12 protein-coding genes and 1 pseudogene are annotated in these 16,340 nt (G+C 67.5%); 4 read left to right on the forward strand and 9 right to left on the reverse strand.

All coding sequences use genetic code 11. The features are described from left to right. The first annotated feature begins 326 nt into the window (after positions 1-326). Complete coding sequence (locus ACD584_RS01985; protein ID WP_228423510.1) at positions 327-1,061, forward strand: endonuclease/exonuclease/phosphatase family protein; 735 nt, start codon at positions 327-329, stop codon at positions 1,059-1,061. Further along, positions 1,058-2,077 carry a cardiolipin synthase ClsB gene (gene clsB / locus ACD584_RS01990; RefSeq protein ID WP_076037434.1) on the forward strand — a complete coding sequence of 340 codons (1,020 nt, stop codon included), beginning with the start codon at positions 1,058-1,060 and terminating at the stop codon, positions 2,075-2,077. The genes ACD584_RS01985 and clsB overlap by 4 nt, the downstream gene beginning before the upstream one ends. Positions 2,078-2,115: 38 nt before the next feature. On the opposite strand, the pseudogene ACD584_RS01995 reads toward clsB, so the two are convergent. The 7 genes and pseudogenes from ACD584_RS01995 to ACD584_RS02025 all read right to left on the reverse strand — a co-directional run bounded on the left by ACD584_RS01995 (position 2,116) and on the right by ACD584_RS02025 (position 12,071). Next, positions 2,116-3,696, reverse strand: a pseudogene (locus ACD584_RS01995) (gamma-glutamyltransferase family protein). Next, positions 3,696-5,156, reverse strand: coding sequence for an AtzE family amidohydrolase (locus tag ACD584_RS02000; RefSeq protein WP_076037433.1), 1,461 nt, complete (start codon positions 5,154-5,156; stop codon positions 3,696-3,698). The pseudogene ACD584_RS01995 and the gene ACD584_RS02000 overlap by 1 nt, the downstream one beginning before the upstream one ends. A 133-nt stretch (positions 5,157-5,289) precedes the next feature. Continuing rightward, complete coding sequence (locus ACD584_RS02005) at positions 5,290-6,453, reverse strand: nucleoside hydrolase (protein ID WP_076037432.1); 1,164 nt, start codon at positions 6,451-6,453, stop codon at positions 5,290-5,292. Positions 6,454-6,582: 129 nt separating this feature from the next. Next, positions 6,583-8,151, reverse strand: coding sequence for an adenosine deaminase (locus tag ACD584_RS02010; protein ID WP_175611730.1), 1,569 nt, complete (start codon positions 8,149-8,151; stop codon positions 6,583-6,585). Between the two features lie 123 nt (positions 8,152-8,274). Next, positions 8,275-9,588, reverse strand: coding sequence for an NCS2 family permease (locus ACD584_RS02015; RefSeq protein WP_076037430.1), 1,314 nt, complete (start codon positions 9,586-9,588; stop codon positions 8,275-8,277). Between the two features lie 453 nt (positions 9,589-10,041). Further along, entirely contained in the window at positions 10,042-11,001 is a 960-nt protein-coding gene (locus ACD584_RS02020; protein WP_175611729.1) for a PDR/VanB family oxidoreductase, read from the reverse strand. 17 nt (positions 11,002-11,018) lie between these two features. Beyond that, on the reverse strand, positions 11,019-12,071 hold the full coding sequence (locus tag ACD584_RS02025) for an aromatic ring-hydroxylating dioxygenase subunit alpha (protein WP_012437084.1): 1,053 nt from the start codon (positions 12,069-12,071) through the stop codon (positions 11,019-11,021). A gap of 127 nt (positions 12,072-12,198) precedes the next feature. Between ACD584_RS02025 and ACD584_RS02030 the strand changes: the two genes are divergently transcribed. Continuing rightward, positions 12,199-13,116 carry a LysR family transcriptional regulator gene (locus tag ACD584_RS02030; RefSeq protein ID WP_011035553.1) on the forward strand — a complete coding sequence of 306 codons (918 nt, stop codon included), beginning with the start codon at positions 12,199-12,201 and terminating at the stop codon, positions 13,114-13,116. Between the two features lie 336 nt (positions 13,117-13,452). After that, the gene (locus ACD584_RS02035; RefSeq protein ID WP_076037428.1) at positions 13,453-14,259 is read left to right on the forward strand and encodes a TatD family hydrolase; all 807 of its coding nucleotides are present in this window, start codon (positions 13,453-13,455) and stop codon (positions 14,257-14,259) included. Positions 14,260-14,274: 15 nt separating this feature from the next. On the opposite strand, the gene ACD584_RS02040 is transcribed toward ACD584_RS02035, so the two are convergent. Next, positions 14,275-14,943: a hypothetical protein gene (locus ACD584_RS02040; RefSeq protein WP_175611728.1), complete on the reverse strand. Its 669-nt coding sequence runs from the start codon at positions 14,941-14,943 to the stop codon at positions 14,275-14,277. A 496-nt stretch (positions 14,944-15,439) separates the two neighbouring features. Then, a complete protein-coding gene (locus tag ACD584_RS02045; protein WP_076037426.1) occupies positions 15,440-16,327 on the reverse strand; it encodes a LysR family transcriptional regulator in 888 nt (295 codons plus the stop codon). Positions 16,328-16,340 lie beyond the last annotated feature (13 nt).

Here is a 16,340-nt window from a genome sequence, read left to right on the forward strand (position 1 = left end):
CGTGCTCAGCGGCCGCGAGAGGTCATACGTAGCTTGGGAGCGCGACAGGGCTCTCCGTGCAACGCGTGCAGCCTGGCGACTGGTCAGGCACTCTGCTTGCTGCTGCTACAAGAATTGATCGACGCTGCGCCAGGTAGATCGGCAACGTCCAAATCAGAGCCAAACAACGGAGAGATCGACCAAAGCGAGCCGATCCGTCACATCCGCACAGGTGCTGACTCAAAGGAGGCCGAGCGGTCGCTGGCACAACGCCGGCCGCGCGCTCACACATGCACTGAACACGTCATCGGCACAATCGGTCGTCAGCCCCACGCAACTGACATCCGTTGATCAATGTACTGACCCTCAATGCCCACATGGGCTTTGACCTGCTCAAGCGGCGCTTCATTCTTGCCGCGTTGCGTGACGCCATTCGCGAGGTCTGCGCCGAGATCGTGTGCCTGCAGGAAGTCCTGGGCGAACACGCGCTGCATGCCCGGCGACACGCGCAGTGGCCTGCCGTAGCGCATTACGAATATCTCGCGGAAACACTGTGGCCGCAGTTCTCCTACGGGCGCAATGCGGTGTATCCGCACGGGCACCATGGCAACGCGGTGTTGTCGAAGTTTCCTATCTCAAGTTTCGCCAATCACGATGTGTCCGTGCCCGGCCACGAGCCACGGGGTGTGCTGCACTCGGTGCTGCAGGTGCCGGGCTGGTCGGAGCAACTACATGTGTTCTGCGTGCACCTCGGCTTGCACGAAGCGCACCGGCAGCAGCAGATCGGCCTGCTGTGCGCGCGCGTGGCTGCGCTCCCGGCCGATGCGCCGGTCGTGGTGGCGGGCGACTTCAACGACTGGCGGAGGCGCGGCCATCCGCTGCTTGTGCGCTGTGGTCTGGTCGAGGCCGTCGAATGCATGCACGGGCACGTGGCACGCAGCTTTCCGTCGCGCTTTCCGGTCTTGCCGTTGGACCGCATCTATCTGCGCAATCTGCGGGTGGTGCAGGCGCGCGTCTTGTCCGGTCCGCCGTGGTCGCGGCTCTCCGATCACTTGCCATTACTGGCGAGTATTGCGCCATGAGCCAGCAGCCCGCGCTCTGCTGGCGCCAAGGGCATCGCATGCGCCTGCTGGAAAATGGCGAGGACTACTTCGCACGCATCTACCAGGTGATCGCTGCCGCGCAAGACGAGATTCTGCTGGAAACGTTCATCCTGTTCGACGATGCGGTGGGCTTGCGATTGCAGCAGCACCTGATCGACGCGGCACAGCGTGGCGTGCGGGTGCACCTGCTGGTGGATGCATTCGGCTCGCGCGCATTGTCCGCGCAGTACGCACGCGACCTTGCCGAGGCGGGCGTGCGGCTGCGCCTGTTCGACCCGGAGCCCACGCCGCTGCGCAGGCGTATCAATGTGTTCCGCCGCCTGCATCGCAAGCTGCTCGTCGTCGATCAGGCCATTGCCTTCGTCGGCGGCATCAATTATTCGGCCGATCAACTGGCCGGGTCGGGGCCGCAGGGCAAGCAGGATTACGCCATCGAGCTGCAGGGGCCGGTGGTGTGTGATATCGCCGCCTTCATGCAGCAGGCCGCGCGTGGTAGTGGGACCGGCGAGGGCTGGACGCCGGATCCGTCATCGACCGCGTCAACAGCTGCCGAGAGCGGAGAGGTCTGCTTTGTCGCGCGTGACAACGGCTCACGCTCGCGCAGCATCGAGCAGGCCTACCGGCAGGCATTTGCCGACGCGCATCAGGAAATCATCATCGCCAACGCGTACTTCTTCCCGGGCTATGGATTGCTGCGTGATCTGTGTGCGGCCGCGCGGCGCGGCGTCCACGTGCGCCTCATCGTGCAGGGACAACCCGACACCCCGCTTGCCTTGTTGGCGGCGCGATTGCTGTACCGCCAGCTGCTCGCTGCCGGGGTGCAGGTCTTCGAGTACTGCGAGCGGCCGTTCCATGGCAAGGTTGCGGTGATCGATGGGTATTGGAGCACGGTCGGTTCCAGCAACCTGGACCCACTCAGCCTGGCACTGAACCTGGAGGCGAACGTGCTGGTACGCAACCATGCCTTCGCAAAGGCCTTGCGTGAGCGCTTGTAACGTTTGATGACGCAGGCACGAGAGGTCGCACCCAACCCTTACCACCCAGCCACCGCACCATCCGATCTTGGGTCGCTCGCACCACTCACCACGCCGGTGACCTCACGCACCAGGGCGCCAGCATGCCCCATCACCGAGCTATAGGCCGGTAACAGTTCGACGGCGTGGCCGGCGTCGCGCAGTGCTTGCACCACGGCCGGGTCGAAGCGGTCTTCCAGCTTCAACGTGGTGCTGTCTTCGCCCCCGGTGCGGCCGAGTAGCCAGCGCGGTGCGGTGATGGCCTGTTGCAGCGGCATGCCGGAGTGGGCGTAGCGCGAGAACAGCGCGGCCTGGGTTTGCGGTTGGCCTTCGCCGCCCATGGTGCCGTAGGCCATGACGCGGCCGTCGTCGAAGGTGGCCAGGGCGGGGTTGAGGGTGTGAAACGGTTTGCGCCCTGGGGCGAGTGCATTCCAGCCGTCGGTGGCGAGGCGAAAGCTGCAGCCGCGGTTCTGCCTGGTGATGCCGGTATGCGGCAGCACCAGGCCGGAGCCGAATTCGAAATAGGTGGACTGGATGCAGCTCACCGCGCGGCCCTGCGCGTCGATGGCGCCGAACCAGACGGTGTCGCCGGCCTGCGAGGGCTGCGGCCAGGGCAGGGCCGCGTGCAGGTCGATGCGGGCGGCCAGTGCGTCCAGCGCAGCGCTGTCGTCGAGCAGGGCTTGTGCGTCGAGCGTCATCCAGGCGCGGTCGCCGATATGGGCATCGCGAATCAGGAAGGCCTGTTTGGTGGCTTCGATCAAGCCATGCAGGTGCGCGAAGCTGTCTGCCTGCGTGGCCGGCAGGCGGTCGAACAGCGCCAGGATCAACAGCGAGGCCAGCCCTTGCGTGGGCGGTGCGTGGTTATACAAACGTGCGCCGGCGATGGCGACTGAGAGCGGCACGCCGGCCTCGGCGGTGTGTGCGGCCAGGTCATCCGCATGCAAGGGGCTGCCGAGTACGCGTAGGTCGGCGGCGATGTCATTGGCGAGCGCGCCGCGGTAGAAACTGTCCAGGCCATCGTGCGCCAGCCGTTGCAGGGTGCGCGCGAGCTGCGGTTGCTGCAGCACGGCGCCCTCGTGCAGGGGCGCGCCACGCGGCTCGAAGATGCGCGCATAGGCGCCCGGCAGGCAACGCAGTTCATCGCCCTTGCTGGCGGCGATGTGCGCACCGCCGAGCGTGATCGGCACGCCCACCTCGGCATGGTGGATGGCCTCTTCCAGCAGCTGCTGCAGCGGAAGCGTGCCACCGCCGTGCTAGAGCGCGAGTGCCCAGCCGGAGACGGTGCCGGCCACGGTATTGGCAGCGCCCGGGCCGCGCCAGGGGATGTGGGCGTGGCCACGATAGAAGTCCAGCGTGGCCGCCTGTGCGGCACGGCCGCAGGCGTCGATGGCGTGTACGCGGCCATCGGGTTCGTGGATCAGCCAGAAGCCATCGCCGCCGATGCCGGTCATGTGCGGATACACCACGGCCAGACAGGCGGCGGTGGCCACCGCTGCTTCGATGGCGTTGCCGCCGGCGCGCAGGATGTCGCGCCCGGCCTGCGCGGCCAGATGGTGAGGCGCGACCACCATGCCGCGGCGTGCGCGCAAGGTGTGCAGCATCAGCGTGTCTCCGCCGGTGCGCTGAAGGCGAGCAGGCCATCGCGTTCGAGTTGCGCGGCCAGCGCGAACAGACGGTCTTCGCGGCCTGGCGCGGCAATCAGCTGCACGCCCAGCGGCAAGCGACCCGGCCGCGGTAGCGGCGCGGCCAGCACCGGGCAGGCGGCCAGCCCAAGCGGTTGGGTGAAGATGCCCAGGTTGGCGCGTGCCGAGACCGGCAGGCCATCGATGATGATGCTCTCTTGGTCGATGCGCGGCGCCACGCCAGGTGTGGCCGGTGCGATCAACACATCCACACGGTCCCACAACATGCGCATGGCACGCGCAAACCAGTGCGCGAACTGCTGTGCATCGGCCACCGCGCTGGCCGGCAATTGCAGGCCGGCCAACAGGCGGTCGCGGGTGGCCGGGTCGAACTGGGCGGCCTGTGTGCTCAGGCTGCTGCGATGGCGGTGCCCGCCCTCGGCGGCGGTGAGCACGAAGGCGGTGGCGCGCGCGCGTTCGGCGTCCGGCAACTCCATGATGGCGGTGCTGCCGATCGCGGCGAGCAGCGTGCCGAGGCCGGCCTCCAGCTCGGGATCGAGATTGCGTTGGAACCAGCCGCCCAGTTGCGCGATACGCAGCGTCTCCACGCTGCAAGCGGGTACCGGCTGACCCTGCATCACCTCGTAGACGCGGCGCAGGTCGGCAACCGAGGTGGCGAACGGGCCCACCACATCCAGCGCATCCACGAACGGGAACACGCCCTGCAACGGCAGCGCGCCGTGGGTCGGTCGCAACCCGTATACGCCGCACAAGGCAGCCGGCACGCGGATCGAACCATTGGTGTCCGAGCCCAGTGCAAACGGCACCCATCCAGCCGCCACCGCGGCGGCCGAGCCACCGGACGAGCCGCCGGCCAGATGGCGATGGTCGTGTGGATTGGCGGTGGTGCCGTAATGCGCGTTGACCGTGGCAAAGCCGTAGGCGAATTCGTCCATGTTGGCGGTGCCCACCAGCACTGCACCGGCATCGCTCAGGCGCTGCACCACAGCCGCATCGCGCGTGGCCGGCGCACTCTGTGCGCGCAGCGCAGCACCAGCGGTGGTGACCTGCCCGGCCACATCGAACAGATCCTTGACCACGAACGGCACGCCGGCCAGCGCGCCGCCATCGCTGCCGCCGGCCAGCGCGGCCTGCACGCGCGCGGCATCGGCCGCGGCGCGCGCAGGCAACAAGCGGGTGATGGCATGCAGGCCGTCGTTGGCCTGATTGATGCGGCCCAGTGTCTGGGTGGCCAGGCGCGCCGCCTGTGCGGGCTGGCTGCGCGTGCTGCCGACGATGGAAGCGATCTGCCCGCGCGAAGTGCTTGTGTCCGGTGATGCGGGGCGCGGTGCGTTGAAGCTGGCGAGCAGCTGCGCGTGACCACGCAGGACCTCGGTGTTGCGATCGATGCCGGCCTGCCACTGCGCTGGGAGTTGCATGGGGTCACCTTGGGTTGCTGGGAGTCGCGGGTGTGGGTGTTGCTCGAGCCCCTCTCCCGCCGGGAGAGGGGTTGGGGTGAGGGTGCCCCGCTAGTTGGAGATGTATCAGGTACGCGTTTACCTTGCTTGCCACCTACTCAACTGGCGCAGCATTTTTCTCAGTTGCCGTACCCTCATCCGCCCTTCGGGCACCTTCTCCCGACGGGAGAAGGGGGAGCGGTAATCCGACTGCTGGTGGTTGCGGCGTAGTGAGGTGATCGACCAATAGCTGCTCAAACACTTCCACATTCACCGCATGCACCACCGTCTGTGCCTGTTCGCCCAGTCCAGGCTGATAGCCTGGTGCCCACGACAGGATGTCGCCATAGCCTGCGTCGAACGCGGTGTTGGTGTCGATGTAGAGCGTTTCGGTGTGCGTCGCCAATTCGGGGCGTAGCCACACCGCGGTGGCCAGCTCGTCCCACATCGGAAAGCCGGTTTCGCGGCGACGCAATGCGTGGCCGATGGGGGTATCGGCCGCGCTCATGCGCGCCAGTAGCTCCGGGGTGAGTTCGGTGGCGGTGGAGGGATCCACCGGCACCATGGTGATCTTGCGCCACGGTGCGCGCATGACGATGCTGGCGGCTTCCGGGTCCCAGCGGATGTTGAATTCGCGGCGTGGCGAGTTGACGAACTCGCGCGCGAATTGGCGCGCACTCACGCTGTCGCGCTGCTGCCGTGGATTGAGGCTGCCGCCCATGTAGACCAGTTCGCGCGCCAGCGTGGCGAAGGCCGGGTCCAGCGCCTGCGCGAGGGCCAGGTTGGTCAATGGGCCAGTGGCAACGATGCTCACCTCGCCGGGGTACTGGCGCACCATCCGCAGCATGAACAACGCCGCCGGTTCGTCGGATGCGCGCACCACGCTGGGATTGCCCAACGCCAGGTCGGGCACCACGTCGTGCGCGTGATAACGCGGCGCACTCTGCACGGTGTCGCCATCCACCCAGTGTTTGGTCCATGCACCTTTCCACACCAGCTTGCCGTACAGCGCTTCCCACCGTTCGGTGGCCAGCTCGCTGTTGAGCAGCGGGTGCACCGGGCCGGGATGCACCGGAATCTGCGGCTGCCCGGCCAGTTCCAGCAGGCGGCAGCTGTGTGCGATCACCTCATCGCGCCAGATGTTGCCGCTGACCGCGCTGATGCCGAGCACCTCGACCTCCGGCGACTGCAGCAACAGCAACTGCGCCGGCGTGAAGCCGTCGATGTCGTCTTCGAGGATGACGCGGCGTTTGGATGGGGCGGCGTGCGAGTGGGTCATTGCGCTGTGGTCATGGAGGGAAAATGTATTGCAGCGGCGATGCAGCGGAAGTCGCGTTGTAGGAGCGCGCTTGCGCGCGATGAGGCGTTATCGGTGAAGCCTCTTCGCGCGCAAGCGCGCTCCTATGGGTTATGCGTCAGCTGGTGTTGTCTGCACTTTGCGCTGCTCCATCAGCATGCGCTCGTACTGCGCCAGATCGGTTTCAAGCTGCCATTGCAGCCGTGCCTTCTCGCTGCTCTGGCGAAATGCTTGGCACCCAGCATCATCGGTTTCGCGCTGTAATGCAGTGGCGCAGGCCTGCGCAGCTTTACCGTCGGCGCTCCACAGGCTCGCGCCCGGCAGGAAGCTGTACGTCAGCCCGTTGCGGGCGAGTTGCTTGAGTGTGGGGTAGTCGATGCCCTGTTCCTGCACTGCACGTTGATATTCATGGGTCATATCCGCGCGCGACACGCCGGCATCATCGGTGGAGAGCACCACCGGCACACCGGCGTGCAGATACATCGCCAACGGATGCGCGGCCCCGCTGACGCCCAGGATCACATCGTTACTGGTGAGGTTGATCTCCACCGCCACCTGGTCGCGGCGCATGCGCTGCAGCAGCTCTTGCGCGTCGTCTTCGTAAGGCAGATCCACGCCATGACCGATGCGCCGCGCACCCGCATCCACCGCCTGGCGGATATGCGAGCGCAGCTGTGCGGGCGGCACCAGGCCCAGGGTCAGCTCGCCGGCATGCAAGGACAACGGCACGCCGGGGTAGCGCTGTGCAAAGAACCGGAACATCGCCATGTGGCGCGCGTAATCGGCCACTGCCACCGGGTTGTCCTCGGGCGCGACGATGTTCACCGCCACCGCGCGGCTGCCGCCGGCGGCCACGAGCGCATGGGCGAGCGCCATCTGCCCGAACACCCGCGGCGCAGGCAGCACACGCAACACATACGGCACATAGCGGTACTGCACCTGGCAGGCCGCGCGTGGCTGCGCCTGGTCACACTGCAGGACGCGGCGCACCTGCGCGTCGAGATCGGCAAGACTGCGCTGCGCGGCCTGCACCAGCGGCGGCAGCGCGTCCTGCAGTTCGCGCAGGTTGGCGGCATCGTCGGTGCCATGCCAGGGCAGCGCCTGCATGCGCTGCGCGGCGTCGTCCATCTGCGGCGGGTTGGCGATGATTTCCACGTACGGCACGCGGTCGCGCGCGGCCTGCTCCAGCACGGCGGCCACGGTGTCGGCCACGCGTGCGCGCACCACCGCATCGAACTTGCCGAAGGTGCTGAAGAACTGCCCGTGCCCGCTGGGTTGGGATGGGATGGCCAGGTGATTGCGCATCGACAAGGCATCCACTACCCGGCCATACAACGCGGCATCGCGCGTGGCCAGCCCGCGTGCGGACTCCTGGCCGGCCACGCACGGCGGTGCGCGCAGGCTCAGGTCGTCCAGCTGCACGCAGGCGCCGTCTTCGCTGGCCCACTGCAGGTAGTCCTCGGCATACACCGAGCCGGAGAGATGGTTATGCAGGTCGCCGCCCTTGGGCATGGCCTGCAACCAACTGCGCAGTTGCGCCGATTGGCCGGCTGCATCGCGAAACAGCTGCGCAACCTGCTGCTCGCGCGATTGTGCCGGCGCAGGCGTGTGGCGCGCCTGCGCAAGTGCGGGCAGCAGCGCGCACACGGTGAGGATCAGACAACGACGCAGCATGGGCATCCAGAAAACTCGCAAGAAGGTGTACCGGCGCGCACGTGCGCCCAGCGGAGGAATAGCTTGCCTTGCAGTGCGTTGCACGGCCAGCGCGCGCTGCGCGCCTGCAGGCAGCGCGGTGCAGGCGCGTCACTCCAGTGCATAGCGCAGCACGAACAGGCCGGCGATGGCCCAGGTGGCTGGATGCACTTCACGCCAGCGCCCGCTGCCCAGCCGGAGCACCGCGTAGGTGATGAAACCCAACGCCAACCCATTGGCGATCGAATAGGTGAACGGCATCGCCAGCATGCACATGGCCGCCGGCAATGCTTCGCCGACATCGTCCCACTGCAGATGCGCGCATTCCCGCAGCATCACTGCCGCCAGATACAACAACGCCGGTGCGGTGGCGTAGGCCGGCACCATGGCCGCCAGCGGCGAGAACAGCAGGGCCAGCAGGAACAGCGCGGCCACCACCAGCGCGGTCAGCCCGGTGCGCCCACCCACCTGCACGCCGGCGGCGCTTTCCACATAAGCCGTGGTGCTGGAGGTGCCAAGCAGCGAACCGGCCAGGATGGCACTGCTGTCGGCGAGCAGGGCGCGGTCGAACTGCCGCCGCTGGGCAGTGGTGCGCAGCAAGCCGGCGCGCTGCGCCACCCCCATCAAGGTGCCGGTGGCATCGAACATCTCCACCAGCACGAACACCAGCACCACGTGCAGTACCGCGGTCAATGCGCCTTCGCCAGCGTGGCCCTGCAGGGCACCGGCAATATCCAGTTGCAGCAAGGTGGGTGCCAGGCTCGGCGGCAGAGCGATCACGCCCTGGTACTGCACCAGCCCGAGTGCGAGTGCCGCAGCGGTGACCGCCAGGATGCCGAGCAGCATCGCCCCGCGCACGCGCCGCAGCTCCAGCACGCCGATCAGCAGCAGCCCGGCCAACGCCAGCAAGGGCTCGGGCCGGTGCAGGTCACCCAGGGTGATCAAGGTCTGCGGGTGGGCCACCACCAGCCCGGCTTTCTGCAGGCCGATCACCGCCAGGAACAGGCCGATACCGGCGGCGATTGCGCTGCGTAACGTGGTGGGGATGCCGTCCACCAGCCACCGGCGCGCGCCGGTGAGGGTGAGCAGCAGGAACACGCAGCCGGACACGAACACCAGGCCCAGCGTCTGTTGCCAGCTGTAGCCCAGGGTGCCCACCACGCTGAAGGCGAAGAAGGCGTTCAAGCCCATGCCGGGCGCCATGCCGATCGGGTAATTGGCCAGCAGGCCCATCACCGCCGAGCCGAATGCCGCGGCCAGGCAGGTGGCCACAAACACCGCGCCGTGATCCATGCCGGTAGTGGCCAGGATGTCCGGGTTGACGAACACGATGTAGGCCATCGTGAGGAAGGTGGTGGCGCCGGCCAGCAGTTCGGTGCGCACGTTGCTGCCGTTGGCGGCAAGCGCAAAGTCGGGCCAGCGCATCAGGCGCGCCCCAGCGGCCGGCAGGCGGCGGCACAGCAGAACAGTGTCATCGGCAACGTCTCATCGAACACAGGCACCGGCGCGTAAGCGCGGGCTGCGTATCTTGCACTGTGCGCGGTGGCATGCCGTGGACGTGTTGCCCGAAATGCGCAGTGGCCTGTGGATGGCGTTGGTTGGCAACGCCTGATGAGAAGGTTGCAGCGCGCCGTTGCGCCACGCGTGTGCCTGGGCGGCAAGCCGAGCGTGCTGATGTCTGCATCGCACACGGCACCCGGCAACCGCAACAGCTGACTCGTGCTTTCGATGAATGGCGGCGAGCGTGACGCAGCGGCGCCAGTGAAGGCAGGGGTCGCTAGCGGGGACATGGATCACAGCGTGTTCGAGCATCGCCAACGCGCCCGCGCTTGATCGTTGCCGCGTCGGTCGCATCACGTGTCGGCCCTGTCGCTGTGCTCAAAGTTCCAGCACCAGCCGCGGCGTGCGGCTGCGCGAACAGCACAGGGTGATCTGCGTGTTCTGCGCGTGTTCGCTGTCGCTGAGCACGCTGTCGCGGTGATCGGGCACACCGTCGAGCACGCCGGTCAGGCAGGCCCCGCACATGCCTTGCTCGCACGACAGCGGCACCTCCACGCCTGCGGCCATCAGCGCATTGGCGATACTGCAATCGGCCGCCACCTGCACCACGCGCCCGCTGGCGGCCAGCTCAACTTCGAAGGCGTCGTCGGCGGCGTGCGGCACGGCCGGCGCGACCGCGGCGAAGTGTTCGCGATGCAGCTGCGCCGGCGCCCAGCCCTGCGCCAGGGCCAGCGCGCTGAAGTGATCCATGAACGCGGCCGGCCCGCACAGATACAGCTGGTCACGCGTGCGTGCCTGGTGCAGTTCGGTGGGGATGTGCACACGTGGGCTCTCGCCGTCATCGCTCAGATGCACCTGCACCTGGCCGTGCTGGAAGCCCCGCTGCAGGCGCTGCCCGAAGGCCACATCCGCCTGCCGGCGCGCGTAGTAGTGCAGCACGAAGGCCTCGCCGCGCGCTTCCAGCGCCTCGGCCATCGACAGCAGCGGAGTGATGCCGATGCCGGCCGCCAGCAGCACATGGCGTTCGCCCGGGTGTAACGGGAACAGGTTGCGCGGCGTGGAGATCTGCAGCCGGTCGCCGGCCGCGAGTTGTTCGCACAGATGCCGCGAGCCGCCGCGCGAGGCGTCGGCCAGCTTCACGCACAACAGGTAATGGTCGCGCGCATGCGGCGCGCTGGCGATGGAGTACTGGCGGATCAAACCATCGGGCAGGTGCAGATCCACATGCGCGCCGGCTTCAAAGGCCGGCAACTCCGCGCCGATCGGCTCCAACCGGATCGCCCGCTGGCGATGTCCCTGGTCGACGACTTCCGCCACACGCACCTCATGCAGGCTCATGCCGTCATCCTCGCCGGTCAACGCAGGAAAAAGTCGCTATAGCCCTGGCTGCGCAGGCCACGGCGATAGGCGATCGAACTGCGATCGGCGGGGATGTGCACTTCCAGCAGCGGGTCCAGCGGCAGGTATTCGGGGCGCTGGGCTTCCACCATCGCGCGGTCTTCCTCGAATACGCGCAGGTTGAAGGCATGCACATCCTCCACCGGCAGATGGGTGTCGAAGTTGCGCGCAATCGGCACCAGCAGCCGGGTCTTGTGCTTGGACACCGGGCTTGCGGCGTTCATGATCACCAGCCGCTTGCCCGGCACCGGGAAGTGGATGGTGAGCGTGGCGGTGAACGGCAGGTGCACTTCAAAATGGCGCAGCCACTGGAAGCCGGGGTCCACGTCGGGCAGCGGCATGTCCACCGAATAGTTGGCCACGCTGCTGAGGTAATCGGCGTTGAAACCGGTCGGCGTTTCGGTGGTGGTGTAGGCCGGCACTTCGCGCTTGTCTGGCTGGGCGAAAGTGGCGGTGTGCACGAAGGCGAAATGCGCCACGTCGATGAAGCCTTCCAGTTGCCGCGCGGCGCTGCCGGCGATGTCGAAGCCCGGGCACACGATCTGCTGGAAGCCGTCCTCGTCCCAGCCCGGCATCGGCGGGATCTGCACCTCGGCCGCGCTCACCCCGGCCGGCTTGGCCAGGCACACCCAGATCAGCCCGTAGCGCTCGGCCACCGCATAGGTGTGCAGGCGCATCTTGGCGGGGATGTTCTGGTTCGGGCTGGCCGGGATGTGGTTGCAGCGCCCGCCGCTGCCGAAGCGCAGCCCGTGATAGGCGCACACCACCCCGGCGCCGTCGGCGCTGCCCATGCTCAGCGGCACGCCGCGGTGCGGGCAGACATCGCGCGCGGCCACCAGCTCGGCGCCCAGCCGGTACAGCACCAGCGGCTCGTCCAGCAGCATGGCCTTGAACGGCGCCTCGCTCACCTCGCTGCTCAGCGCCACCGCGTGCCAGTGCTGGGCCAGGCGCTGCCAGTCGGCGGCCTCAAAGGTGCAGTGCAGTGGCAGGGCGGGGACGGCGACATCCATGGGGCGGTCTCTGGCGTAAGGCGGGAGCGGTGCCGGATTGACTCTAGGAAGCCGGGGGTGTGTGATCAAACATCGTTTTTCCGCCAAGCCATTGCAAAAAATGCAACGGCCAACCGAGCCCCGCCCCATGCTGACCTTCTCCCGCTTCACCCGCTACTTCATCGAAGTGGCCCGCTGCGGCAGCATCCGCAAGGCATCGGACGTGCTGCACGTGTCCGCCTCGGCGATCGACCGGCAGATACTCAAGGCCGAGGAAGAGCTGGGCGCGCAGCTGTTCGAACGCCTGCCCGGCCGCCTGCGTCTCACTGCCGCCGGCGAGCTGCTGCTGGTGGATGTGCGCCAGTGGGAGAAGGCCTATGCGCGCACGCTGGAGCGCTTCGACGAGCTCAAGGGGCTGCGCCGCGGGCACGTGGAGATCGCCATGATCGACGCGCTCAGCGAGGGCGTGGTACCGGCCGCAGTGGCGGCGCTGGTGCAGGAATACCCCGGCATCACCTTCAACCTGTCCACCGCGCGCAACCAGCGGGTGATGGAGATGGTGACCTCGGCGGATGTGGACATCGGCCTGCTGCTGGACCCGGTGAGCAGCGTGGACCTGGAGGTGCGTGCATTTGCCGACATTCCGCTCGGCATTGCGATGCCGGTGGGCCACCCGTTGAGCAGCCGCAGCGAGCTGCAGCTGAGCGAAACGCTGGAGCACCGCCTGCTGTTGCCGGCTGCGCCGTTGATCGTGGGCGAGCACGCCAAGGTGCTGTACCAGCGCCAGCACATCGACGTGAAGCGGCTCACCCACTGCAACGACGTACGCACGCTGCGTGGGCTGGTGCGGGCTGGCGCCGGCGTGGGCCTGATGTCGTGGCTGGACGCCGCCCCCGATGTGGCCGACGGCCGCCTGGCCTTCGTGCCGTTCCGCCAGCACCTGACCAAACCGATGACCCTGGCCCTGTGCGTGGCCCCGCAGCGCCAGCTCTCGCGTTCGGCACAGCTGGCGATCCAGGCGCTGGCGGCGAAGATCGACGCGATGGCGGTACCGGCGGTTGGTTGAACCCCTCTCCCTCTTGGAAGAACGGAGCAAAGCCCCTCTCCCCTCGGGGCGAGCGGGCACAGTTTGCGCGCCACTGGCGCGCGTGCCTTGGAGCGCCCGCGTCGCAAACGCGGGCCGGGGCGCGGAGCGGGGGTTGGGGTGAGGGTACGGCGGCGCAGCAGTCGGTGCAGCACTTCTGAAGGCGCGTGGCGACGCGTTGTCACTGCAGGCACTGACAGATGCAGGAGGCGCCATCCGGCGCTGCGCGCCACCTTCTCCCGATGGGAGAAGGGACGCCAAGCGCATACAACTTCCGTTAGTTAAACTTGCCGGGCTTCCCCCACACGACACCCGCACATGCAGTTGATCGATATCGGCGCCAACCTCACCCATGACTCCTTCGACCGCGACCGCGATGCCGTGTTGCAACGTGCGCGCGATGCCGGTGTGGCGCAGCTGGTGATCACCGGTGCCAGCCGCGAGCATTCGCCGCTGGCCCTGCAGCTGGCGCAGCAGCATCCTGGATTTCTCTACGCCACCGCCGGCGTGCATCCGCACCATGCGGTGGAATTCACCGCCGAATGCGAGCGGGAAATGCGCGCGCTGCAGGCCCAGCCGCAGGTGGTGGCGGTGGGCGAATGCGGGCTGGATTACTACCGCGATTTCGCGCCGCGCCCGGCCCAGCACAAGGCCTTCGAACGGCAGCTGCAGCTGGCTGCCGATAACGGCAAACCGCTGTTCCTGCACCAGCGCGATGCGCATGACGATTTCCTCTCGATCATGCGCGCGTTCGACGGCCGCCTGGGCGCGGCGGTGGTGCACTGCTTCACCGGCACGCGCGAAGAACTGTTCGATTACCTGGACCGCGATTACTACATCGGCATCACCGGCTGGTTGTGCGACGAGCGCCGCGGCGCGCATCTGCGCGAGCTGGTGCGCAACATCCCGGCCAACCGGTTGATGATCGAAACCGATGCGCCCTACTTGCTGCCACGCACGCTCAAGCCGCTGCCCAAGGACCGCCGCAACGAACCGATGTTTCTCTCGCACATTGTCGAAGAGCTGGCGCGCGACCGCGGCGAGGATGTCGCGGTGACCGCTGCCAACAGCACGGCCGCCGCGCGCGCATTCTTCCGGCTGCCGGTGCCTGCCACCGCCGCGTGAGTGCGGCGGCGGTGTTCACGCCGCCAGCAATTCCCAGCCCTGTGCATCGCGCAATCGCAGGCCTGGCTGCGGCGCGTCCACGCTGACGCGCAGGCCGCTGGCCCACGGCAGTTGGCGTTGTTGCGGAAACCAGCGCCGCGCCTGGTCCACCACGATCAACAGCCCGTGGTCGTCGCCGAGCGCGGCAAACCCTTCCAGCGTCGGTGCAAACGGCTGCACCCCGAAGTGATGGCCCACGCTGCTGGTTACCGCAGCCACATTGCTGCTGGGCAGCCCGATCTCGCTCAGGCATAGCAGTTCGCTACCGTGAAACGCACCCTCGCCGGTGGGTGCGTCCTGCAGCGCGTTGCGGGCGATCAGTTCGAGCACGGCGCCATCGGGGCAGGCGAAATACACCGACTGCGATTGCCACGCGCCATCGAGCTGGAAGCGCTCCTGGCCAAGTGGATCGGTGAGCAGCGCGGCACGTGCGCCGATCCAGGCAGCTGCCGCATCGAAGCGCGCAGGTGCCACATTGAAGGCCAGATGCACGCTACCCACCGGCTGCTGCGCCTGCACGCATTCCAGCGTGCTCCAGCCGATGCGCACGCTGTTGCCGGCGAGCGGCAGCTGCAACACATCACGATAGAAGCGCAGGGTGAGATCCGGATCCAGACACGGCAACAGCAGATGACGCAGACGCATGGCAAGCACACCAGTCAGAAGGAGCGCCCATTCAACGACCTCAAGCATGGTTGAGGTCAAGCGGTTTGTCTGCAATCTCCGCACGCATGGAATGCACATAGGCACGTGCCCCTGTAGGAGCGCACTCGTGCGCGAACGCGTTACCGGGAATGCCACGTCGCGCGCAAGCGCGCTCCTACGTGGCTGTGCACAGCGCAGCTGCTGCGTATGCAGCCAGCACGCGTGGAGCGCACATAGGCACGTGCCCTTGTAGGAGCGCACTTGTGCGCGAACGCGTTACCGGTAAAGCCACATCGCGCGCAAGCGCGCTCCTACGTTGGGTGTGCACGGTGCAACTGCTGCGTGTACAGCCCGCATGTATGGAGTGCACATAGGCACGTGCCCTGGTAGGAGCGCACTCGTGCGCGAACGCGTTACCGGGAATGCCACGGTCACGCGCAAGCGCGCTCCTACCGGGCCGATGACATCGCAACCATCTGCCGCTACTCACCTACCCTCAAATCAACTCCGCCAACGCCCACAAATGCCGCACCAACGGTGCGCTCTCCAACGCTCCCGGCGAGACCGCCAATGCGAGGCGGGCCAGCGGCATCTGGCCTTCGATGTCCAGATAGCGCACGCCGGGCAGCTGCAGCTGTGCCGTGGAGGCGGGTACCACCGACACGCCCAATTCGGCGGCCACCAGGTTGACGATCGATGACATCTGCGGGGCTTCCTGGGTGATGCGCAAGGTCACGCCGGAGGCGCGGCAGGCGGCCAGGATCTCGTCGTACAGGCTGGAGCCGAAGCTGCGCGGAAACAGGATGAACGGCTCGCCGGCCAGGGCCGCCAACAGTGCACTGTCCAACGCGGCAAGCCGGTGCGCGGCGGGCACGGCAATCTTCATCGGTTCGTCGGCAAAGCGCAGCAACTGCAGGTCCGGCGGTGTGCTCAGGCCGTAACGCACGAACGCCGCATCCAGCTTTCCTTCGGCCAGGGCCACCAGCAAACCAGCGGTGTTGGTTTCTTCCAGCAGGAGCTCCACCTGTGGCCACTGCCGGCGGAAATCGCGGATCAGCCGTGGCACCACCGGGTTGAACGCGGCCGAGGCGGTGAAGCCCAGCCGCAGCCGGCCGGATTCGCCACGCGCCACGCGGCGTGCGGTTTCGGCAGCCCGTTCCACATCGACCAACACCCGGCGCACCTCGCCCAGGAACGCGGCGCCGGCCGGGGTGAGCTCGGCGCCGGCATGGGTGCGACGGAACAACGGCGTACCCAGGTCGCGTTCCAGCGCCTGGATCTGCTGGCTCAGCGGCGGTTGCCCGATGCCCACGCGTGCCGCGGCGCGGGTGAAGTTGCCTTCTTCGGCAACGGCCAGGAAATAGCGCAGGTGGCGAAGTTCCAAGGTATCTGTTTCA

The sequence above is a fragment of the Xanthomonas sp. NCPPB 2922 genome (genome assembly GCF_041520885.1).
In the GTDB taxonomy this organism is placed as follows: domain Bacteria; phylum Pseudomonadota; class Gammaproteobacteria; order Xanthomonadales; family Xanthomonadaceae; genus Xanthomonas; species Xanthomonas campestris.